The organism is Novosphingobium aromaticivorans DSM 12444 (genome assembly GCF_000013325.1).
In the GTDB taxonomy this organism is placed as follows: Bacteria; Pseudomonadota; Alphaproteobacteria; order Sphingomonadales; family Sphingomonadaceae; genus Novosphingobium; species Novosphingobium aromaticivorans.
Genome location: NC_007794.1, coordinates 2,028,001 through 2,048,212, shown reverse-complemented (window position 1 = coordinate 2,048,212; position 20,212 = coordinate 2,028,001). Strand labels below are relative to the sequence as shown.

Genomic DNA, 20,212 nt, shown 5'->3' with positions numbered 1-20,212 from the left:
GTTTACATGGACAGTTATGGTATCGGTATTTACATAATGATTATTATCAATCCTGAGTGTGAGGCACGCGCAATGGCCCCTTCTGAAAGTCCTGCCCTCGAAAGCAGCGGCTCCGAGATGAACACGAACCTCTCGCGGCTGCTCTCAATCATGGCCAGGCTGCGCGATCCGGAGCGTGGTTGCGAATGGGACTGCGCCCAAACCTTTGCGACGATCGCACCTTACACCATCGAGGAAGCCTACGAAGTCGACGATGCGATCTCGCGCGGCGACATGGCGGCGCTCAAGGAGGAACTCGGCGACTTGCTGCTCCAGGTCGTATTTCACGCTCGGATTGCCGAGGAGCTCGGCCTCTTCGGGTTCGACGATGTGGCTGCTGCCATCGCGGACAAGATGGAAGCCCGCCATCCGCACGTGTTCGGCAATGAGGTAGATGAAGGTCAATCCCGCGAGGACCGCTGGGAACGACTCAAAGCGGCCGAGCGGCAATCGAAAGGCGCAAAAGGTGCGCTTGATGGCGTCGCACTCGCTCTTCCAGCTCTTATCCGGGCCGAAAAACTTCAGAAGCGTGCAGCGCGGCAGGGCTTCGACTGGCCCGATGCCGCCGGCGCAGCGGAGAAGGTTGTCGAGGAAATCCAGGAACTTGACGAGGCTTCTTCGGAATCGGAGCGCATATTGGAAGCTGGCGATCTACTTTTTGCCGCCGTCAACGTCGTTCGCAAGTACGGCGTGGCGCCGGAAGATGCACTGAGAGCGGCGAATGCCAAGTTCGAGCGACGCTACGGCGCCATGGAGGCCCTGGCTGATGGCCGATTCGCCACGCTGTCGCTCGATGAACAGGAAGCGCTCTGGCAGGCTGTGAAGCGAGCCGAGGCGGCGCAGGTCACAGGCTGGTAAAGCGCCCCAGTTCCCGTGGCGTGAGGCGCACCTTTATGCGCATCGCGGGTCCAATTTCTGCAATATCCACTTGATTTTCCGAAATTATGTCGCCGTGTGCGTGAAGCCATGCCAAGCGCTGGCCATCCGACAAGGGCACTGTCAGTTCCAGAGTTTGCGCGCTCCCGGTCAACATTTCGCCAAGCTTGTCGAGCAGTGTCTCGACCCCTGCCCCCGTCAGCGCCGAGATCGGTACGACCGGCACTTCGGCAATCTTTGCCGCAATTAGATCCTGCCGCATCGCCTGCTCTTCGGGCGTCAGAAGATCCCACTTGTTCCATGCCTCGACGATTGGAATGGTCGATCCGGCCTCCCCTATTACGCCCAGGTCGGCGAGAATCTGTTCGACTTCTGCCTTCTGGTCAGCGGATGCCAGGTTGGCGACGTCGCGGACGTGGACGATAACGTCGGCGGCTGTAACTTCCTCGAGCGTCGCGCGGAAAGCGGCGACAAGTTGCGTCGGCAGGTCCGAGATGAAGCCAACCGTGTCCGAGAGAATGGCCTTTTCCACGCCAGGCAGGCGGATGGCACGCATCGTGGGGTCGAGGGTGGCGAAGAGCAGGTCTTCGGCCATCACATCGGCCCCGGTGAGGCGATTGAACAACGTGGACTTGCCGGCGTTGGTATAGCCGACGAGAGCAATGACCGGCCAAGGTGCGCGCTGGCGGCGTTCGCGATGAAGCCCACGGGTGCGGCGAACCTGCTCAAGTTCGCGCCGCAGGCGTGCCATGCGATTGCGGATCAGGCGGCGGTCCGCTTCGATCTGGGTTTCGCCGGGGCCGCCAAGAAAGCCGAAGCCGCCGCGCTGGCGTTCGAGGTGGGTCCACGAGCGTACGAGCCGGCCGGCCTGGTAATCAAGATGGGCAAGTTCGACCTGCAACCGACCCTCGGCCGTTGCCGCGCGCTCGCCGAAGATTTCGAGGATCAGGCCGGTCCGATCGATGACCTTGCGCTTGAGCTTTTCCTCGAGATTGCGCTGCTGGATGGCGGAGAGGGCTCCATCAACGATGACCAGCTCCGCATCCGACTGATTGCAGGCGACAGCGATGCGCTCGACCTGGCCTTCGCCGAAAAGCGTCGCGGGCCGCACGGTGCGGATGGGCAGAATGAAGGCCTCGACGACTTCGATGCCGATCGCGCGGGCAAGGCCCTGCCCTTCTTCGAGACGCGATTCGGCGTCCGCGCCGAGGCCCCCTCCCCGCTGGCGAATATCGGGGAGGACGACCACGGCGCGCGCGCCACGGGTTACTTCACCGGCGACCTCGCCGGTGTTGTTGCCAAATTCAAAGGTACTCAGGAATCCTCGCCATCCCAGTCCCCGGTCAGATCGACGTGGCCGGCAGGCTGAATCGTAGAAACGGCATGCTTGTAAGCGAGCTGGACATAGCCCTCACGCTCCAGAAGCATGCAGAAGAGATCATAGGACGCGACCTTGCCCTGAAGCATGACGCCATTGACGAGGAACATCGTCACCTGGACGCCGGAATCGCGAACGCTCGACAGGAAGACTTCCTGCAGGAGGCGGGCCTTCTTGCCGTTCTCCTCACCGGAGGTCTGGAAATGGGCGACCGAAAGCTGCTGACCCGGCATGATTGTCGAGATCGCGTGCTTGTATACGAGCTGCGACTGGCCATCACGGCGCAGAAGGATCGAAAAGTTGTCGAACCACGTGACGATACCCTGCAGCTTGACGCCCTTCACGAGGAACATCGTGACCGGAATCTTGTTCTTGCGCAGGTGATTGAGGAACAGGTCCTGAAGGTTCTGCCCCTTCCCTCCGCTTGGCCCGGTGACGGGTGCGGGCGGCGCAGTTTCCGCCACTGGTGCCGGTTCGGGTTTGGGCCGAGGGCGGGCGGATAGCGTCTTGCCGGTCATTTCACGTGACTCCGTTTTGTATTGGCTCGGCCCCTTCTGGAGCCTTCGCGATCTGGCCTTCGTGGATGTCCACTCTGGCCGGGTTCGTTGACGAGTTTATGTCCCCGCGCCCGTCCCGTAAACATGGGAAATTGCACAGGGTTCCGATTTAATGCGTATTCACGAGCCGCCTTGCAGCATCATTCCTCGTCTTCACCTTCTCGCCGTTCGGCCATGCCGAGCAGCTTGAGCTTGCGATGAAGGGCTGAACGTTCCATCCCGATGAAACTGGCGGTCTTGGAAATGTTGCCGGAAAAGCGGCGGATCTGGACCTTCAGATATTCGCGCTCGAAGTTCTCGCGCGCTTCGCGCAGGGGCACGCCCATGAGCGCGGAGCCACCGGTGTCGCCGCCGATCGGAGTGCTGACGATCTCGGAAGGGAGCATGTCCGCGTCGATCCGTGCAAGCCGATCACGCGGGGCAAGAATGACGGTGCGCTCGACCACGTTGCGGAGCTGGCGGACGTTGCCCGGCCAATCATAGCTCTGCATCGCGGCCATTGCTTCAGGGGAGACGGCGGGCGGCGGCACCCCTTGCTCGTTGGCGTAGCGGGCAAAGAAATGATCGACCAGCGCGGGAATGTCGTCGCGCCGCTCCATGAGCGAGGGAATCGCCACGGGCACGACGTTCAAACGATAATACAGGTCTTCGCGGAAACGGCGCTCGGCAATCTCCTTCTCGAGCGGACGTGATGACGATGAAACCACCCGCACGTCGACGCGCAGTTGACGGTGGCCTCCGACTCTGACGAAGGACTGTTCGGTCAGGACGCGCAGGATGCGGGCCTGGCTCGATGCGGGCATGTCGGATACTTCGTCGAGGAACAGCGTCCCGCCATCGGCCATTTCGAGGAGCCCTGCCCTCACCAGCTTGCCATCGACCTCCTCTCCGAAGAGTTCCTGTTCGAAGCGTTCCGGCGTGATGCGGGCCGAGTTGACCGTTACGAAGGCGCTCTGCGCGCGCGGGCTCCAGGAATGGAGGAGACGCGCGGCCACTTCCTTGCCCGACCCGGCCGGGCCCGAGATGAGCAGGCGGCTGCCAGTGTTGGCGACGCGCTTAAGCGTGGCGCGTACCTGGTTGATGGCCGAACTGTTGCCGGTGAACTCCTCGGCCATGGCGAAGCCCTGGCGCAGGCGCTGGTTTTCGCGCCGAAGGCGCTCGGTTTCGGTTGCACGCTCGACGAGCAGCAGGAGGCGCTCCGCTTCGAAGGGCTTTTCGAGGAAATCCATCGCACCGCGGCTGATCGCTGAGACCGCAGTGTCGATATTGCCGTGGCCCGAGAAGATGATGACCGGGAGTTCCGGCTCGCGCTTCTTGATCTCGTCGAGCACTTCGAGCCCATCCATCGGGCTGCCGTGAAGCCAGACGTCGAGCAGAACAAGGCTGGGGCGGCGTTCGTCGATGGCGGCAAGCGCGGAAGTGCTGTCGGCGGCCAAGCGACAGCCATAGCCTTCGTCGCTCAGCACCCCCGCTACCAGTTCGCGGATGTCGCGTTCGTCATCGACGATGAGGATATCGAGTGCCATCGTGAGGGTCCTGTCAGTCCTGTTCGGCGTGGTGGGCGGAAGTTGCAAGCGGATCGCGGGCGAAGCGCATTGTTACGCGGGTGCCGCCGCCGGGCTCGGCGGTGAAGGCCATCTCGCCGCCGTGCTCCTCGACGATCTTGTGAACGATCGCCAGACCGAGGCCAGTGCCCTTTTCGCGCGTCGTCATGTACGGTTCGAGTATGCGTTCGCGTTCGGCAGGAAGGCCGATGCCGTTGTCAGTGACGCTGACCGTCACGGTATCGTGATCGCCGGCAAGGGTCACAGCTATGCGACCGCGATAATCGACGTCCTCGGTCTTGGCTTTGGCCTCGATCGCCTCGACGGCGTTCTTGAGGACGTTGGTCATGACTTGTGCGAACTGGTGGCGGTCGCACTGGATGGGCATGGACGGCGCGTCGCATGCGAAGCTGAAATCGATGGCGGTATGCGCAACTTCCTGGAGGAACAGCGACTGGCGGACCAGGTCGCTGGCATCCTCGGCCCGGAACACCGGCTTAGGCAGTCGCGCGAACGAGGAAAACTCGTCGACCATCTTCCGGAGGTCTCCGACCTGGCGGATGATCGTGCTCGTCAACTCCTCGAACAGTTCCGGGTCATTCTCGATCTGGCGCCCGTAGCGGCGCTTGAGACGTTCGGTCGCGAGCTGGATCGGGGTCAACGGGTTCTTGATCTCGTGCGCGATACGGCGCGCCACGTCGGACCAGGCCGCACGGCGCTGGTCGAGAAGCTGTCGGGTAATGTCCTCGAAAGTGATGACGTGGCCGTTGTTGTCTTCCACCACGCGCACGGCGAGCGTGCGCAGATCACCACCGAGGGGATGCTGGATCACGTTGTTGGGTTGGCCCGACGCAACGAGTTGGGCAAAGACCGGCGAAACATCGGAAAGAGCGCGGCCAATGGGGCTTGCAGCGTCTGTATCCAGAAGCAGTCGCTGCGCGGACGAATTGATGAGCTGGATCGCTCCGTCGCGGCCGATCGAGACGATGCCTGCCGTGATCGATTCCAGTACGGCTTCGATAAAGGCGCGGCGCACCTCTAGCTGTGCGTTGGCCGAGACAAGCGCCTGGGTCTGGCCCTCAAGCTGCTGGGTCATGCGGTTGAAGGCACGCGCGAGCAGGCCGATTTCGTCGGTGCCGCTGTTCTGCGCGACGCGCATGGCGAAGTTGCCGCTTCCGATCGTGCGGGCCGCTGAGACGAGTTCGGCCAGCGGAGCGACCTGGCGGTCGGCAAAGCGCAACGCCGCCCAGACCGCGAGGCCGACGAGCGCCAGGCTGACGCCGAACAGCGCGAGATTAAAGCGCAATTGCAGCGCCCTCGCCCGCGTCGTCAGCATGTCATAGGCCTTGAGGACAGTCTGAGCGCGCTCCCACTGTTCGAGTGCGAGGGCATCCGATGTACGGGCGGCGTAGAGATAGATGCCGCGCCGTTTATCGACCGGGGTAACGGCTTCGATGCGTTGCGCAGAGGCGCTCACGACCACGCTTTCGCCCGCGTCGAGGCGCTTCAGGTCCTGCGGAGTGACACGCTGACGGCGGTCGGACTTTTCCGGGTCGACGATGGCTGCCGTGCGGAGCGAACCATCCGGTGCGCGTTCGAGGATGGCGGATTCGTTGAGTTGGCGGCTAAGAACCTGGAACGAATAGCCTTCTGCAAATTCGGTCGAGGTGATGGCGGCCTGATCCAGGTAGTCCCTGATGTCGCCAGCCATGGCCACGGTCTCGTTGCCGACATCGCGCAACTTGTCCTCGTAATATCCGCGCGCAAGCTTGTTCGCATTCTCGAGCATTCCGCGCGAATTGTCGGAGAACCAGAACTCCACGCCGGACTGGAAAAGGAACGAGGCAAATACCACGACAAGCAAAGTCGGGATCGCGGCGATGAGCGAGAATAGCCACACAAGGCGGACGTGCAGCCGGCCGCTCGACCCCAGAACGCTCTGCGCGGCACGCCGAATTGCGAGACGGCGACCGACCAGGATTATCAGGGCCATAGCCGGAACCAAGGTGCCGATGAGCAGGCTCGAGGTCAGGCGCGATGGAAGAATTTGCCCCTCGGCGCTGGAAGACGTGAGCGTTAGCCAGCTCACTGCAAGCATCAGAGCAAGAACTGCGGATGCCGCGATCTCCAGAAGAAGGAAGACGTTCGCACGGCGCAGGCTGACGAGTACGCGGCGCCACCACCGCGGCAATCGGCGAACCGGAACTGAAGGTGTGCGCTCCATCGTTGCGACTTCACAACACCCCTGTTGCAAAAATGCAAGAGGAAACCGTCGAGCGTCGTTAGGCCGCTTCTCACCGGCAGCTCTGGCTAATCGCGACTGGCGAACTCGTCGGGTGTGATATTCAGGTCGGAAAGCCGTTTGCGCAGAGTATTTCTATTGATACCAAGTATTTGGGCGGCACGAAGCTGGTTCCCGCCAGTCAGCGCAAGGATCTGGAGGAACAGAGGTCGTTCAAATGCGGCAAGCGCTGCATCATAGACCTCGCCCGGCTGGAGGTTCTGCGCCGACAGCCACGCGGCCACTGCAGAGGCAAGATCGGATGGTCGCCTTTCGTCCGATTCGGATGAACGCGCCGCCCCCGTGGCTTCTTGCGCCAGAAGTGGCTCGATGGTCGAGGCATCGATCACTTCGTCACGTGCCAGCAGTGCAAGGCGGTATACGAAATTGCGCAGTTCGCGGACGTTGCCTCGCCAGGGCTGGCGGGACAGAAGGTCCGCGCCCGCTTGTGTAAGTTGGCGTCGTGGCAGACCTTCGAGGGCTGCCTTGGCGAGGAAATGCTGCGATAACGCTGGAATATCATCTGCCCGTTCCCGCAGCGGGGGCAGTTCAATCGGTACGACGGCGAGGCGGTAGTAGAGGTCCTCGCGGAATGTCCCCGCCGCGATCATCGGCAGGAGATCGCGGTTTGTCGCGGCAACGATGCGGCAGTCGAGGATGATTTCCTCACGCCCGCCAACCCGTCGAATCCGGCCTGATTGCAAAGCCCGCAGCAAACGGGTCTGGGCCTGCATGGGCATGTCGCCGATTTCGTCGAGGAACAGGGTCCCGCCGCTGGCCTGTTCGAACTTGCCGATGGATCGCGCTACGGCACCGGTGAAGGCGCCTTTTTCATGCCCGAACAGCTCACTTTCGATCAGTTCTGCGGGAATGGCGGCGGTATTCACTGCGACGAAAGGCCCCGACCGGCGGTTGCCGAGCTGGTGAATTGCCTCTGCCACGAGCTCCTTGCCGGTGCCGGACTCTCCGAGAATCAGCACTGTCAGATCATTGCGCAGAACCCTCGTGATCATCCGATACACGGCCTGCATGGCGGAACTTCGCCCAACGAGCGGGAGGCCCTGCGGCACATCCTGTGGCAGTTCGGCACCAACCCCGCCGGCATTGCCGATGGCCTGGGTTACGGTGCGGACCAGTTCTTCCAGATCGAAGGGCTTGGGAAAGTATTCGAATGCGCCTGTGTCGCTCGCCCTGACGGCTGTATCGAGGGTGTTCTGTGCTGAAAGGATGATGATCGGAAGCGTGGGATGCGCCTCGCGCACAGGGCCCAGCGTTTCGATGCCGTCACCGTCAGTCAGCATGACATCGGTCAGCAGGAGGTCGTAGGTCTGCGCTGAAAGCAGACGGTCCCGTCCAGCGATCGAATCGCAGCGATCGACAGTGAAGCCTTCAGCTTCAAGTGCCGCGGTAATGACCAGGGCAATCGAAGCATCGTCCTCGACGAGAAGTACACGCTTGCTCATTCGGTGGGAACCGATCCGGCGACAGGAAGATGGATGCGAAAATGGGTCCAGCCACCCACCTCGTCGCGATCATGGGTAATGCGGCCATTCATCTCTCGCACCAGCTTCTGGACAAGGGCAAGACCAAGGCCCTGGCCGTTCTTCTTTGCGGTGACAAAGGGTTCGAAGATGTGGTCGCGCAATGTGGGATCGATACCCGGTCCGTTGTCGGATACGCGCAATTCGATAGGCAGGCGAAGGGGCCTTCCACCGGGGCCGGCATGTAGCTGAATGCCGCTTGCAAAGCGCGTGCGCACGATGATGCGCGGCTCTTCATTGGCGAGGCAGGCTTCGCGCGCATTGCTCAGCAGGTTAAGCAGAACCTGGACGAGCGAATCCGGATTGGCCATGATCGGCGGGAGCGAGGGGTCGAACTCCTCGACGATCGTGACCGATTCCGGGCTGGCCGCTGCAAGCACCGCTTCGGCCCGGCGGACAGCTTCGTGCAGATTGCACGGCTGCGCGGGTTCGGCGCTCCGCCGGGAAAGCGACTGCATCTGGTCGATCAGTTTGGCGATACGGTCGACCTCGGCGGTGATCAGGCCGGTCATCGCGCGATCGCTTTCGGACAGCTTGCGATCAAGAAGCTGCGCCGCGCCCTTTATGCCGGCCAGCGGGTTCTTGATCTCGTGGGCAAGGACTTCGGGTGCGCGCAAAGCAACACCCTCCCCGCCTCCTGCGCCGCGACCGTCGCCAGACAGGGCCTCGACGCCCACACCTTCGTGAAGCATCAGGAGCTGCCAGCCGGGGCAATGAGTCACGGGGCTGGTCATCACGTCAAAACGTCGCGCGGGCTGCCCCATGATGCGCACGCCAACTCCGCGCGCGAAAAGTTGGGCTTCACCTTCAGCCAGGCGGCCGAGGATAAGCGGCTCCTCGAATTCGAACAGTTCTGCGACCGACTTTCCAACGATCCGGCGTGCGCCCTGCCCCATGAGTTGTTCGGCCGCCGGGTTTACCGCGGCCACGATGAGGTCGGGATCGAGCTGCAGCAGCGCAAGCGGAAGGCTCGCGACGACGCGCTTCGGTTCGGGCTTCTGCCCCGGTTCCTGACGACGCCAGTCAGGGAGCGCGATCATGCGGCTGCGCGCCGCTCCGCAGCGGAAGCCTCGGCGGCGGAGTGCTGGTGTTCGATCGCTCGTCCGTAGAAATCCGCCAGACTTGCCAGGACGGCCTTTGGGTCGTCGATGAAGTTGACCTTGTTGCGGAAATCGGCTGAGCCGTGCAGCCCCTTGGTATACCAGCCGAGATGCTTGCGCGCCATGTTGACGCCGGTCATCTCGCCGTAATGCTCCTGCATCGCGTGGTAGTGCTCGACAATGAGGGCGTACTGTTCGGCAAGGGGGGGGTCCGCCAGACGCTCGCCGGTGTCGAGCCAATGCATGATCTGGCCGAGAAGCCACGGACGACCATAGGACCCCCGCCCGATCATCACGCCGTCCGCGCCGCTCTGCTCTATGGCGGTAGCGACATCCTCGATCCCGCAGATGTCGCCGTTGACGATCACTGGAATTGACACCGCCTCCTTGACGCTGCGGACGAAGGCCCAGTCGGCACTGCCCTTGTACATCTGGTTGCGGGTGCGTCCGTGCACGGTAATCATCTTCGCGCCGAGATCCTCGGCAATGCGCGCGAGTTCGGGAGCATTCAGGCTGTCGTGGCACCAGCCCATGCGCATCTTTACGGTGACGGGCACCTTCACCGCCTTCACCGTGGCCTCGATCAGGCGGGTAGCTAACGGAATGTCGCGCATCAAGGCCGAGCCGGCATCCCCGTTAACGACCTTGCGCACGGGGCAGCCCATGTTGATGTCGATAATTGCCGCGCCTTTGTCTTCCGAAAGCTTGGCAGCTTCGGCCATCTGCTCGGGCTCGCAGCCAACGAGTTGCATGGAGACCGGTTCTTCCGTCGGGTGCCATGCGGCCTTCTGGATGGATTGCCGCGTCTCACGGATGGCCGCAGGGCTCGCAATCATCTCGGTCACGTTGAGCCCCGAGCCGAAGCGGCGCACGATCGTGCGGAATGGCAGGTCCGAAACGCCCGTCATTGGCGCGAGCACGACCGGGCAGCTCACGGTGACGGGGCCAACCTGGATGGGCTTGAGGCGGGGCGGAACGGGAACCTGGGACATGGTCAGCAATCTGCCTAAAAAACAGGCAGCGCTTAGTCGATTGTGGCCGGAAGGGCAAGGCTGTTGCCCGCGCGGGGCAAGCGCTGGTAGAGGCGCGGCCGATGAACAGTGTCCCGTCCCTTCCCGGCCAGTCGGTTGCCGCAGTTGTCGTTGCCGGTGGCAAGGGGCTGCGCACGGGCGGGCCCGTGCCAAAGCAGTTCGTGATCTGGCGCGGAAAGCCGCTTTTGCGCCATTGCGTGGAGGCACTCGAGGCCGCCGGAATTGCACCGATCGTCGTCGCCATTCCCGCAGGCTGGGACGAAGCGGCGACGCAGGCGTTGGCGGGAATCTCCATGGTCCGCCTCGTTCACGGCGGTGCGACACGGCAGGAATCTGTGAAGGCCGCGCTCGAAGTGCTGGAAGGCGATGCGCCCGCTCGCGTGCTCATCCATGATGCCGCACGGCCAGACCTGCCGGGTTCCGTGATCGAAAGGCTCCTCACCGCGCTGGACAAGCGTACCGGGGCCATTCCGGTGCTGCCCGTTGTGGACAGCATGGTGCGCGGATCCGGAGACGCGATGGGCGAAACGGTTGCCCGTGAAGACCTGTATCGCGTCCAGACTCCGCAAGCGTTCCACTATCCGGCAATCCTTGCCGCCCATAGGGCCTGGCAGGGTGAGGCTCTTGCCGGCGATGACGCGCAAGTGGCCATGCGAGCAGCGCACGAGATCGCGCTCGTCGAGGGCGATGAAGCATTGCGAAAGGTGACGTTCGCGTCCGATCTCGAGGAGCAGAGCATGAGCGTCATTCCCCGCACCGGAATGGGCTTCGACGTCCATAGGCTGGTGGAAGGCGAGGAACTTTGGCTTTGCGGGGTGAATATCCCGCACGGAAAAGGTCTTTCAGGACATTCGGATGCGGACGTCGCGATCCACGCACTTGTCGACGCATTGCTCGGCGCGATTGCGGCGGGGGATATCGGCGATCATTTTCCGCCGTCCGATCCGCAGTGGAAGGGGGCCTCGTCGGACCGTTTTCTCGCGCACGCGGGCACCCTGGTGACCGAAGCGGGTTACCGGATAGCGAACGTCGACGTGACGATTATCTGCGAAGCCCCGAAGATCGGACCGCACAAGGCGGCCATGCGCGAGACGCTTGCCCGGATTCTCGGGATTGACTCCGCGCTGGTCTCGGTCAAGGCGACGACGACGGAACGCCTTGGACTGACTGGTCGGGGCGAAGGCATAGCGGCGCAGGCCGTGGCAACAGTTGTCTCGGGCTGAGCCTGCAGGAGCTTGTAATATGAGGCTTTCCCGTAATCTTCTCGCGCTGGGCGCGGGCCTTGCGATCGCCCAGGCCCAAGTGGCCCAGGCTGCCGCCGCTGCGCCTGACTGCCTCAGCGAAGGCGAGATGAACGCGCTGGTTGGCTATGCGCTGCCTTCGGTCATCGACGGCGCGATGAAGGCCTGCAGCCCCCACCTTTCGCCGAACGGATATTTCGCCACGCGCGGCGGCGAGTTCCTCGGTCGCTATGCCTCGCGCAAGGATGCCAATTGGCCTCTTGCCAAGGCCGCCTTCCTGAAACTGGGCAGCAGCAAGGACGCGAAGCTTGCCGACACCGTGAAGGACCTGCCCGACGCCGCAGTGCAGCCTTTCGTGGAAGCCATGGTGAGCGAGATGGTTGGCGACCAGATCAAGCCTGACCAGTGCACCGCGATCGAGCGCGGCGTACGCATCCTCTCTCCCCTGCCTCCGGAAAACACGGCGGAACTGATCACTTTCGTGGTGCTTCTCGTCGACAAGCCGAAAGCGGGCAAGGCCTCGTCGTTGCCAATCTGCCAGGCCGCAAGGCCCGGTATCGGGGCGAAGTAAGGTCATGGACAGCATTCTCCCCCCCGAAATTGGCGCCCTCGCGCGCCGCGTGATCGAAGAGAACGCAGCGCTCGGACGGACCGTGGCGGTTGCGGAAAGCTGCACCGGCGGCCTTGTAGCCGCCGCCCTTACCGAAGTGCCCGGAAGCTCGGCGGTTCTCGACCGCGGCTTCGTGACCTATTCCAATGAGGCCAAGATCCAGCTTCTCGGGGTTTCGGAAGACGTCATCGACACCTTCGGCGCGGTTTCGATCGCTGTAGCCTGGTCGATGGCTCAGGGCGCATTGAAGAAGTCGGGCGCCGACGTCGCCGTGGCTATTACCGGCGTTGCCGGTCCTGATGGCGGCTCGGAGCAGAAGCCCGTTGGCACGGTCGTTTTTGCGCGCGCCCAACGAGGCGAGGATCCTGAAGCGACCAATGCCGAACTCAAACTGTTCGACGAAGCCAGGACCCGCGCCGAAGTTCGCTATCAGGCGACGCTCGTCGCGCTGGAACTGCTGCTTCCGTAAAGCTGCTCGGCGCGTTCCTCGAAGGCGGCAACCATCTTGCGGAATGCGGTTTCGAGGTACTGCCCGGCCAGCTTCTCGAACAGCGCGTTGCGGAAGGTAAAGTCTACGCAGAAGTCGACCGTGCAGCCACCGTCGGGCGCAGGCGTGAAGGTCCAGTCGTTCTCGAGCCGCTTGAGCGGGCCCTCGACGTACTCGACCTTGATCGACCGCGCGCGCTGCTTGTGGACGCGCGAGGTGAACTTCTCACGCAGGGCGCTGAAGCCGACGAGCATGTCCGCGACCATCACCGTCTCGCTGTCCGACTTGATCCGCGTTGCCACAACCCAGGGCAGGAACTCGGCATAGCGGCGCACGTCAGCCACGAGGTCGAACATCTGTTCGGCCGACCACTGGAGCCGGCGGGTTTCGACGATGCGGGGCAAGGTCAGGCCTTCTGAGCGGCCTTCGCGAGCTGCGCCTCGCGCGCCTGCCGCATCTGGCGGAAATCCTCGCCCGCGTGATAGCTCGACCGGGTCAGCGGGCTCGCCGCGACCTGGAGGAAGCCCTTGGCCCGCGCGATCGAGCCATAGGCATCGAACGCTTTGGGTGTGACGAACTCGATCACCTTGGCGTGCTTGGGCGTGGGCTGGAGATACTGCCCCATCGTCAGGAAATCGATCTGGGCCGAGCGCATGTCATCCATCACCTGATGGACTTCTAGCCGCTCCTCGCCCAGCCCGAGCATGACGCCGGACTTGGTGAAGATGCGCGGATCGTGGCGCTTGACCTGTTCGAGCAAGCGCAGCGACGCGTAATAGCGCGCGCCCGGACGAATGGTCGGGTAAAGGCGGGGAACCGTCTCGAGGTTGTGGTTGTAGACGTCGGGTCCCGCCTCGACGATCGATTCCACCGCCGCTTCCATCTTGTTCCGGAAGTCGGGCGTCAGGATTTCTATGGTGGTGTTCGGTGTCAACTCGCGCAGGGCCTTGATGACCTTGACGAAGTGCCCTGCCCCGCCATCCGGCAGATCATCGCGGTCGACCGACGTGATGACGATGTGCTCGAGGCCCATCTTAGCTGCCGCCGTGGCGACATTGATCGGCTCCATCGGATCGACGGCGCGCGGCATGCCGGTCTTGACGTTGCAGAACGCGCAAGCGCGCGTGCACACATCGCCCAGGATCATTACCGTGGCGTGCTTCTTGGTCCAGCATTCGCCGATGTTGGGACAGGCTGCCTCTTCACAGACCGTGTTGAGTCCCAGTTCGCGCATGAGGGCGCGCGTCTCGCCATAGCCCTTGCTGGTCGGGGCCTTTACGCGGATCCAGTCCGGCTTGCGCTGGCGTTCGGGACGGGCGGTTTCGGCAGGGTTCGTCATGGCGCCCAGATAGGCCGATCCGCAAGCACTTGAAAGACCCAATCGATGGGGCCATTAGCACGGCCCATGACCCAGGATGCATCCCCCGAGCTCGATCGGCTGATTGCCGGATATCGTCGTTTCCGCGAACAGGGCTGGACCCCCAAGCTCGAACGATGGCGCGAGTTGCGGGATGGCCAGGAGCCCCAGGTGATGATCATCGCCTGCTCCGACAGCCGAGTCGATCCGGCGCAGATCTTCGACGTCGACCCGGGCGAGATTTTTGTGGTGCGTAACGTTGCGGCAATGGTGCCGCCATTCGAAACCAACCCTGGCCATCATGGCGTTTCGGCCGCGCTCGAATTCGCAGTGCAGGTGCTCAAGGTCAAGGAAGTCGTGGTCATGGGCCACGGCATGTGCGGCGGCTGCAAGGCGGCGCTGACCCAGGACCTCAAGGGCACCGAGCCTGGCGAAGGCGGCTTCATCGCCGATTGGATCGCGTTGCTGGACGGTGTCCGCGACGAGGTGGTCGACAAGCATGGCACAACGGGCCGCCCGGCCGAGCGCGCCATGGAAGAAGCCGGCGTGCGCGCGAGCCTCGCAAATCTGCGCACCTTCCCCTGCATCCGCCGCAAGGAAGCGACGGGCGAACTCAAGCTTCGGGGAACGTTCTTCGCCATTTCGGACGGCGTGCTGCACGTGCTGGACGAGACCACGGGCGACTTCTCGCCGGTAAACTGACGATCGTCGCGTCCCGGCGGCGCGAGGAAAACGAAAAGGGCGGCCCTTGCAGGCCGCCCTTTCCTTTGGTCAGTTCGCCGCGTGGCTTACGGGCGGGCCTGCGTGTTCGCGAAAGCCAGCCACAGGCGGGCGAGCGGAGCGCGCGTGCCACCAACCTGCGCGAAGGTGGCCTTGGCGTCCTCGAACTTGCTCTGGTCGATCTGGGCAATGCCCAGACGGGTCAGGGCGCGGTCCTTGTCGATACCGCCCTTGGTCAGCGCCATCTTGTACATTTCCTCGGCCTTGGGCGCTTCGTCGTACGAGAGGTAGGCGTCTGCCATGGCGAGCGCGCTCTTGCCGTCCTTGCCGGCACGAGCTTCGCGGTCGAGTGCAGGCAGCGAGGCCTTGTCGGCAGCGATACGGCCCTTGGCCTGCGTCATCGCGTCAAGCACGAACGGATCGTTCGCCTTGAGGACGCCGGCCTTCACACCCTTGTCCGCGACCTTCAGGACTTCGCCCGGGAGACGACGCGGGTCGGCGGATTCGATGTACTCGACATATTCGCGCTCGACATACTTGGGGTCGTTCTGGAAGCCGCCGGCGCGAAGCAGAAGACGGCCGAGGTCAAGCGATTCCTGGCTGGTGAACTGGCCGAACTCGCGAACCAACTGGCCAGCGCCAAGCCAGTTCAGCGGGGTCGGGTCGTTCTCGACCATCATGGTCGACCATTCGATAGCCTGGGGCGCCAGCTTGTTCTTGTAGGCGATGAGGTTGGCGCGCTTGAACCAGCCTTCGGGCACGGTGCCGTTTGCAGCCTTGCGGGCCGCCACGGCGCCCTTCAGCGCCTCGAGAGCCTGCGGGGCCTGACCCTGCTGGGCGAACGAGTCGGCAAGGACTTCAGCCGCGGTATCGTCGTTGTAGTTGGCCGCAACGAGGGGGCCGAGCACCTTCGACGCGGTTGCATAGTCCTTGTTCTGATAGGCGGTCATGCCAAGGTAGTAGGCAACCAGCGTAGCCTTGTCGCCAAGCTGGCCGCTATCCACCATGTTCTGGAGGCCCTTCTGCTGCAGCGTACTGTCACCTGCGGCGGCGCCGATCTGCTGCTGCCACTGACCGTAGATGATGCGGTCCAGTGGGGTCTTGACCGACGCTTCGATGGCCGCAAGCTGGGGGATCAGCGCCTGCGCCGCAGCCTTGTCCTTGCTGGCGGTTACGTCGGCGATGGGCTTTTGCAGCGTCTGCGCGGCCTTGCCGAATTCAGGCGAATTCGTCGCCTTGGCGACCTTCTGTTCCTTTTCCTTGGCAACCGCGCCGGTTGCGCCGACGGCCAGGCCGCCAGCTGCAAGGACGAGGGCCATTGCCGTCTTGCCGATCAGGCCGCCAGTCATGCGACCGAAAGTAACACGCATAGAAATCGTCTCCTGTTCGACCGGATACGCATTCGGGAGCAACCTGCCCCGGACCCGTGCGCACCCCGGTGTCCTCTCACCTCTGGTCGATCCCGCTAGTGGCGCGGAATCCTGCCCTTGGCAACGGGTGCGAACTATCCTTTTCACCGTGAACCCCGATTGAATGGCGCCTTGTCGGAATATTCAGGCAATTGGTCGCAGGTGTGGAAAACCGCCCGCCAATCCGGGGCATCGGGCCGCTCTTGCTGGCCTTCCCGGACCAATTGGCCTAGGGCCGTTCCCTATCCCTGAAACAGAAGCGAAAAAGCCACCGACGTGAGCGACGACACCACGATCATCGACCCTCCCGCCCCCGCACCGGAAGGCGAGTTCCAGCGGATCGACATCGTCGATGAGATGAAGACCAGTTATCTCGATTACGCGATGAGCGTGATCGTGAGCCGCGCGCTGCCCGACGTGCGCGACGGCCTGAAGCCGGTCCATCGCCGTATCCTGTGGACCAGCCACGAGAACGGTTTCGTTTCGACCAAGGCCTATCGCAAGTCCGCCCGCATCGTCGGCGACGCAATGGGCAAGTACCACCCGCACGGCGACGCCGCGATCTACGACGCGCTGGCGCGCATGACGCAGGACTGGTCGATGCGCCTGCCGCTGATCGACGGTCAGGGCAACTTCGGCTCGATGGACCCCGATCCGCCGGCGTCGATGCGTTACACCGAAGCGCGCCTTGCCAAGGTGGCGGACTCGCTCCTTGCGGACATCGACAAGGACACGGTCGATTTCCAGCCCAACTACGACGGTGCGGAGCATGAGCCGCAGGTCCTTCCGGCGCGGTTTCCGAACCTCCTGGTCAACGGTGCCGGCGGTATCGCGGTCGGCATGGCAACGAACATCCCGCCGCACAACCTCGGCGAGGTCATCGACGCCTGCCTTGCCTACATGGACAATCCGCTGGTCACCATCGACGAGCTGATCCAGATCATCCCGGGCCCTGATTTCCCCACCGCCCCGCTGATCCTCGGCACTGCCGGCGCCCGAAAGGCCTATCACGAAGGCCGGGGTTCGATCATCATGCGCGCGCGCCACCAGATCGAGGAAGGCCGGGGCGACCGTCGTTCCATCGTCCTCACCTCGATCCCGTATCAGGTCGGCAAATCCGGGCTGGTCGAGAAGATCGCCGAGGCGGCCAAGGACAAGCGGATCGAGGGCATCTCGGACATCCGCGACGAATCCAACCGTGAAGGCGTGCGCGTCGTCATCGACCTCAAGCGCGACGCAACGCCGGAGGTTGTGCTGAATCAACTCTGGCGCAACACGCCGGCGCAGTCGAGCTTCCCCGCCAACATGCTCGCCATCCGTGGCGGACGCCCGGAGGTCCTGAACCTCAAGGACATCATCGAGTCCTTTGTCCGCTTCCGCGAGGAGGTCATCACTCGCCGCACCAAGTTCGAGCTGAACAAGGCGCGCGACCGGGCCCACATCCTTCTCGGTCTGGTCATTGCCGTCACCAACCTCGATGAGGTCGTGCGGATCATCCGCGGGTCACCGAACCCCGCCGTCGCGCGCGAGACTCTGCTTGCCCGCGAATGGCCGATGGGCGAGATCGCGCCCTATATCCGCCTCGTCGAAGCGATCGAGGATGCGGGCGTCGCCGAAGCCGCGACCTATCGCCTGTCCGAAATCCAGGTGCGCGCGATCCTCGACCTGCGCCTCCATCGCCTGACCGCGCTGGGCCGGGACGAGATCGGCGACGAACTGGAAGGCCTGGCCAAGGCCATCGCCGAGTACCTCTCCATCCTCGCTGACCGCGAGAAGCTCTTCGGCGTGATGCGCCAGGAACTGCTCGAAGTGCAGCACGCCTTTGCCACGCCGCGCAAATCCGAGATCACCGCGCCCGCCGATGGCATCGAGGACGAGGACCTGATCGAGCGCGAGGACATGGTCGTCACGATCACCCTCGACGGCTACATCAAGCGGACCCCGCTTTCGACCTTCCGCGCGCAGAACCGTGGCGGCAAGGGCCGCTCGGGCATGGCAACGAAGGACGAGGATGCTGTGGCGACGATGTTCGTCACCAGCACCCACACGCCGGTTCTATTCTTCTCGACCGCAGGCAAGGTCTATCGCCTGAAGGTCTGGCGTCTGCCCGAAGGCGGGCCCACCACGCGCGGTCGCCCGGTCGTCAACATGCTGCCCGCACTCGACAAGGACGAGACAATCGCAACCGTCCTTCCACTGCCCGAGGACGAGGCGGAATGGGGCAAGCTCTCGGTTGTATTCGCTACCGCCAAGGGCAATGTGCGCCGCAATTCGATGGACGCATTCGCGAACATCCCGTCCAACGGCAAGTTCGCGATGAAGTTCGAGGAAGACAGCGCGGATCGCCTGATCGGCGTCGCCCTTCTCGAGGCGAGCGACGACGTCCTGCTCGCAACGCGTTCGGGCAAGGCCATCCGATTCGCCGGTGACGAGGTGCGCGAATTCACGAGCCGCACCTCGACCGGCGTGCGCGGCATGACCCTGAAGGGCGACGACGAGGTTATCTCGCTTTCGATCCTCCATCGCGTCGGCACCACCCCGGACGAGCGCGAGGACTATGTGCGCTTTGCCCCGTGGAAGGGTGAGAAGGAGGGCGAGCCGGCCCTTTCGGCGGAACGCTACGCCGAATTGCAGGCGCGCGAGCAGTTCATCCTGACCGTCTGTGCCAATGGCTATGGCAAGCTGTCGTCGGCCTACGAGTATCGCCGGACGGGCCGAGGCGGCCAGGGCATTACCAACATAGACAACATCGGCCGCAATGGACCGGTGGTTGCAAGCTTCCCGGCGACCCAGGCCGACCAGCTCATGCTCGTGACCGACCAGGCCAAGCTCATCCGCCTGCCGCTTGATTCGCTGCGCGTGATCGGGCGTGGTTCCGCGGGCGTCCGCCTGTTCAACGTCTCGGGCGGGGAACACGTCGTCAGCGCGGTGCGTTTGGCCGAGGAAGAGGGCGCCGAATCCGATGACGTCGGCGCCGTCCCGGACGAAGGAACGGCAGAATGAGCGAACGCCCCCTCCTCGCCTACAAGGTGCTGACTGCCTCGCAGATGGCGGAGCTTGAGGCGGAGGGGACATTTGCAGGCGCGCCGATCGATCTCACGGATGGCTACATCCACCTGTCGACCGATGCGCAACTCACCGAGACGGTGGACAAGCACTTTTCCGGGCAGGACGACTTGCACGTCGTGGCCGTCGACCTTGCTGTACTGGGCGATGCGGTGAAGTGGGAACCTTCGCGCGGCGGACAGGATTTCCCGCACGTCTATGCAGACCTACCCCTGAATGCGGCAGTGGCCTATGGCCCGCTCGAGCGGGATGAAGACGGACGGGTCAGATTGCCGATCGCGAGTTGACGCCTGGCCTGTCGAACTCACCTCTTGCCCTGAGGGTGGCGATCACGCCCGTGCAGACGAGGAACTGGCCGAAGTAGTAGAGCGGCCAGATTAGCAGCCCCGGAATAGTGCTTTCCGCCAATGGCCCCATGCGGGCGAAAATCAGCAGGTCTGATGCCACGAACATCATGGCGCCCAGCCCCACGCGATAGCGTGAAAAGCTGCTGAGCCAAGCCGCCGCCGCCATGCCCGATAGACCCAAGGCATAAAGCGCGACCTCCGGTCGGGCGGTCAACTGATAGGCGATCAACGGTACCGCAAGCAGTGTCGCGATTGCCGCAGCCCACTGACTTCCGGAAGGCTGATCGCGCCGGAATTCAAGATAGAGCGCTATTGCGGCAAGGTGGCCCAGCAGGAACGCTATGGCGCCCGCGTTGAAATTCAATTCCAGAACCATGTCGCCGACCGCGCCCAGCGCCATGACGATTGCGATCGCGTGGGCATTGCGCGTCGGATGGTGGGCCCAGGCATAGGCGGCCAGCAAAGCCACCCCTGCACCCTTCCAGAGAATGAGCCAGAGCCCCGGTACATGTCCCTTTGCAGCCAGCCAGTAGCTTACGCCCGCAATCAGACTGGCGACCAGCCAAGGCCGTTTCTCTATCAGCGCACGTTTCGGCACTTGTGGATCTTCCCCCTGCTTTGACGACGG

At 63.4% G+C, this 20,212-nt stretch carries 18 protein-coding genes; 7 read left to right on the top strand and 11 right to left on the bottom strand.

All coding sequences use genetic code 11. The features are described 5' to 3' along the window. The first annotated feature begins 72 nt into the window (after positions 1-72). Positions 73-897 (top strand): nucleoside triphosphate pyrophosphohydrolase, encoded by an 825-nt coding sequence (mazG, locus tag SARO_RS09690; protein WP_011445583.1) that lies wholly within the window; start codon positions 73-75, stop codon positions 895-897. Here the strand turns inward: mazG and hflX are convergent. From hflX to dusB, 7 genes are all read right to left on the bottom strand, one after another. Further along, a complete protein-coding gene (hflX, locus tag SARO_RS09685) occupies positions 884-2,164 on the bottom strand; it encodes a GTPase HflX (RefSeq protein ID WP_011445582.1) in 1,281 nt (426 codons plus the stop codon). The genes mazG and hflX overlap by 14 nt on opposite strands. Before the next feature lie 65 nt (positions 2,165-2,229). Beyond that, positions 2,230-2,811: an RNA chaperone Hfq gene (gene hfq, locus SARO_RS09680; protein WP_011445581.1), complete on the bottom strand. Its 582-nt coding sequence runs from the start codon at positions 2,809-2,811 to the stop codon at positions 2,230-2,232. A gap of 179 nt (positions 2,812-2,990) precedes the next feature. After that, positions 2,991-4,376, bottom strand: coding sequence for a sigma-54-dependent transcriptional regulator (locus tag SARO_RS09675; protein WP_011445580.1), 1,386 nt, complete (start codon positions 4,374-4,376; stop codon positions 2,991-2,993). 13 nt (positions 4,377-4,389) lie between these two features. Continuing rightward, positions 4,390-6,618 carry a sensor histidine kinase gene (locus SARO_RS09670; protein WP_011445579.1) on the bottom strand — a complete coding sequence of 743 codons (2,229 nt, stop codon included), beginning with the start codon at positions 6,616-6,618 and terminating at the stop codon, positions 4,390-4,392. An 86-nt stretch (positions 6,619-6,704) separates the two neighbouring features. Beyond that, complete coding sequence (locus SARO_RS09665) at positions 6,705-8,138, bottom strand: sigma-54-dependent transcriptional regulator (RefSeq protein WP_011445578.1); 1,434 nt, start codon at positions 8,136-8,138, stop codon at positions 6,705-6,707. Next, the gene (locus SARO_RS09660; RefSeq protein WP_011445577.1) at positions 8,135-9,256 is read right to left on the bottom strand and encodes a two-component system sensor histidine kinase NtrB; all 1,122 of its coding nucleotides are present in this window, start codon (positions 9,254-9,256) and stop codon (positions 8,135-8,137) included. The genes SARO_RS09665 and SARO_RS09660 overlap by 4 nt, the downstream gene beginning before the upstream one ends. Next, entirely contained in the window at positions 9,253-10,308 is a 1,056-nt protein-coding gene (gene dusB, locus SARO_RS09655) for a tRNA dihydrouridine synthase DusB (RefSeq protein ID WP_011445576.1), read from the bottom strand. The genes SARO_RS09660 and dusB overlap by 4 nt, the downstream gene beginning before the upstream one ends. Positions 10,309-10,409: 101 nt before the next feature. On the opposite strand from dusB, the gene SARO_RS09650 reads away from it, so the two are divergent. Genes SARO_RS09650 through SARO_RS09640 form a run of 3 tightly spaced genes read left to right on the top strand, consistent with a single transcriptional unit; the run spans position 10,410 to position 12,667 of the window. Then, positions 10,410-11,570 carry a bifunctional 2-C-methyl-D-erythritol 4-phosphate cytidylyltransferase/2-C-methyl-D-erythritol 2,4-cyclodiphosphate synthase gene (locus SARO_RS09650; RefSeq protein ID WP_011445575.1) on the top strand — a complete coding sequence of 387 codons (1,161 nt, stop codon included), beginning with the start codon at positions 10,410-10,412 and terminating at the stop codon, positions 11,568-11,570. A 19-nt stretch (positions 11,571-11,589) separates the two neighbouring features. Continuing rightward, the gene (locus tag SARO_RS09645; RefSeq protein ID WP_011445574.1) at positions 11,590-12,159 is read left to right on the top strand and encodes a hypothetical protein; all 570 of its coding nucleotides are present in this window, start codon (positions 11,590-11,592) and stop codon (positions 12,157-12,159) included. Between the two features lie 4 nt (positions 12,160-12,163). After that, positions 12,164-12,667 (top strand): CinA family protein, encoded by a 504-nt coding sequence (locus SARO_RS09640; protein WP_011445573.1) that lies wholly within the window; start codon positions 12,164-12,166, stop codon positions 12,665-12,667. Here the strand turns inward: SARO_RS09640 and SARO_RS09635 are convergent. Together SARO_RS09635 and lipA are read right to left on the bottom strand one after the other, a co-directional pair. Then, positions 12,628-13,089, bottom strand: coding sequence for a type II toxin-antitoxin system RatA family toxin (locus SARO_RS09635; protein WP_011445572.1), 462 nt, complete (start codon positions 13,087-13,089; stop codon positions 12,628-12,630). The genes SARO_RS09640 and SARO_RS09635 overlap by 40 nt on opposite strands. Positions 13,090-13,091: 2 nt before the next feature. Then, the gene (gene lipA, locus SARO_RS09630; protein ID WP_011445571.1) at positions 13,092-14,024 is read right to left on the bottom strand and encodes a lipoyl synthase; all 933 of its coding nucleotides are present in this window, start codon (positions 14,022-14,024) and stop codon (positions 13,092-13,094) included. A 66-nt stretch (positions 14,025-14,090) separates the two neighbouring features. Here lipA and SARO_RS09625 point away from each other — a divergent pair, with 66 nt between their 5' ends. Beyond that, the gene (locus SARO_RS09625) at positions 14,091-14,744 is read left to right on the top strand and encodes a carbonic anhydrase (protein ID WP_041550275.1); all 654 of its coding nucleotides are present in this window, start codon (positions 14,091-14,093) and stop codon (positions 14,742-14,744) included. An 86-nt stretch (positions 14,745-14,830) separates the two neighbouring features. On the opposite strand, the gene SARO_RS09620 is transcribed toward SARO_RS09625, so the two are convergent. Then, the gene (locus SARO_RS09620) at positions 14,831-16,132 is read right to left on the bottom strand and encodes a hypothetical protein (protein ID WP_011445569.1); all 1,302 of its coding nucleotides are present in this window, start codon (positions 16,130-16,132) and stop codon (positions 14,831-14,833) included. A 315-nt stretch (positions 16,133-16,447) separates the two neighbouring features. Between SARO_RS09620 and gyrA the strand changes: the two genes are divergently transcribed. Next, positions 16,448-19,174, top strand: coding sequence for a DNA gyrase subunit A (gyrA, locus tag SARO_RS09615; protein ID WP_011445568.1), 2,727 nt, complete (start codon positions 16,448-16,450; stop codon positions 19,172-19,174). Beyond that, the gene (locus SARO_RS09610) at positions 19,171-19,524 is read left to right on the top strand and encodes a DUF952 domain-containing protein (RefSeq protein ID WP_011445567.1); all 354 of its coding nucleotides are present in this window, start codon (positions 19,171-19,173) and stop codon (positions 19,522-19,524) included. Before gyrA ends, SARO_RS09610 begins: the two co-directional genes overlap by 4 nt. Here SARO_RS09610 and SARO_RS09605 read toward each other — a convergent pair. Continuing rightward, the gene (locus SARO_RS09605) at positions 19,502-20,182 is read right to left on the bottom strand and encodes a lysoplasmalogenase (protein WP_011445566.1); all 681 of its coding nucleotides are present in this window, start codon (positions 20,180-20,182) and stop codon (positions 19,502-19,504) included. The genes SARO_RS09610 and SARO_RS09605 overlap by 23 nt on opposite strands. Positions 20,183-20,212: the final 30 nt, after the last annotated feature.

Coding starts and splice junctions, on each gene's coding strand:
- SARO_RS09645 (WP_011445574.1), top strand. CDS start 11,590: ATGAGGCTTTCCCGTAATCTTCTCGCGCTGGGCGCGGGCCTTGCGATC.
- dusB (WP_011445576.1), bottom strand. CDS start 10,308: ATGTCCCAGGTTCCCGTTCCGCCCCGCCTCAAGCCCATCCAGGTTGGC.
- mazG (WP_011445583.1), top strand. CDS start 73: ATGGCCCCTTCTGAAAGTCCTGCCCTCGAAAGCAGCGGCTCCGAGATG.
- SARO_RS09660 (WP_011445577.1), bottom strand. CDS start 9,256: ATGATCGCGCTCCCTGACTGGCGTCGTCAGGAACCGGGGCAGAAGCCC.
- SARO_RS09625 (WP_041550275.1), top strand. CDS start 14,091: ATGACCCAGGATGCATCCCCCGAGCTCGATCGGCTGATTGCCGGATAT.
- SARO_RS09620 (WP_011445569.1), bottom strand. CDS start 16,132: ATGCGTGTTACTTTCGGTCGCATGACTGGCGGCCTGATCGGCAAGACG.
- lipA (WP_011445571.1), bottom strand. CDS start 14,024: ATGACGAACCCTGCCGAAACCGCCCGTCCCGAACGCCAGCGCAAGCCG.
- SARO_RS09610 (WP_011445567.1), top strand. CDS start 19,171: ATGAGCGAACGCCCCCTCCTCGCCTACAAGGTGCTGACTGCCTCGCAG.
- SARO_RS09665 (WP_011445578.1), bottom strand. CDS start 8,138: ATGAGCAAGCGTGTACTTCTCGTCGAGGACGATGCTTCGATTGCCCTG.
- SARO_RS09640 (WP_011445573.1), top strand. CDS start 12,164: ATGGACAGCATTCTCCCCCCCGAAATTGGCGCCCTCGCGCGCCGCGTG.
- SARO_RS09675 (WP_011445580.1), bottom strand. CDS start 4,376: ATGGCACTCGATATCCTCATCGTCGATGACGAACGCGACATCCGCGAA.
- SARO_RS09670 (WP_011445579.1), bottom strand. CDS start 6,618: ATGGAGCGCACACCTTCAGTTCCGGTTCGCCGATTGCCGCGGTGGTGG.
- hfq (WP_011445581.1), bottom strand. CDS start 2,811: ATGACCGGCAAGACGCTATCCGCCCGCCCTCGGCCCAAACCCGAACCG.
- SARO_RS09650 (WP_011445575.1), top strand. CDS start 10,410: ATGAACAGTGTCCCGTCCCTTCCCGGCCAGTCGGTTGCCGCAGTTGTC.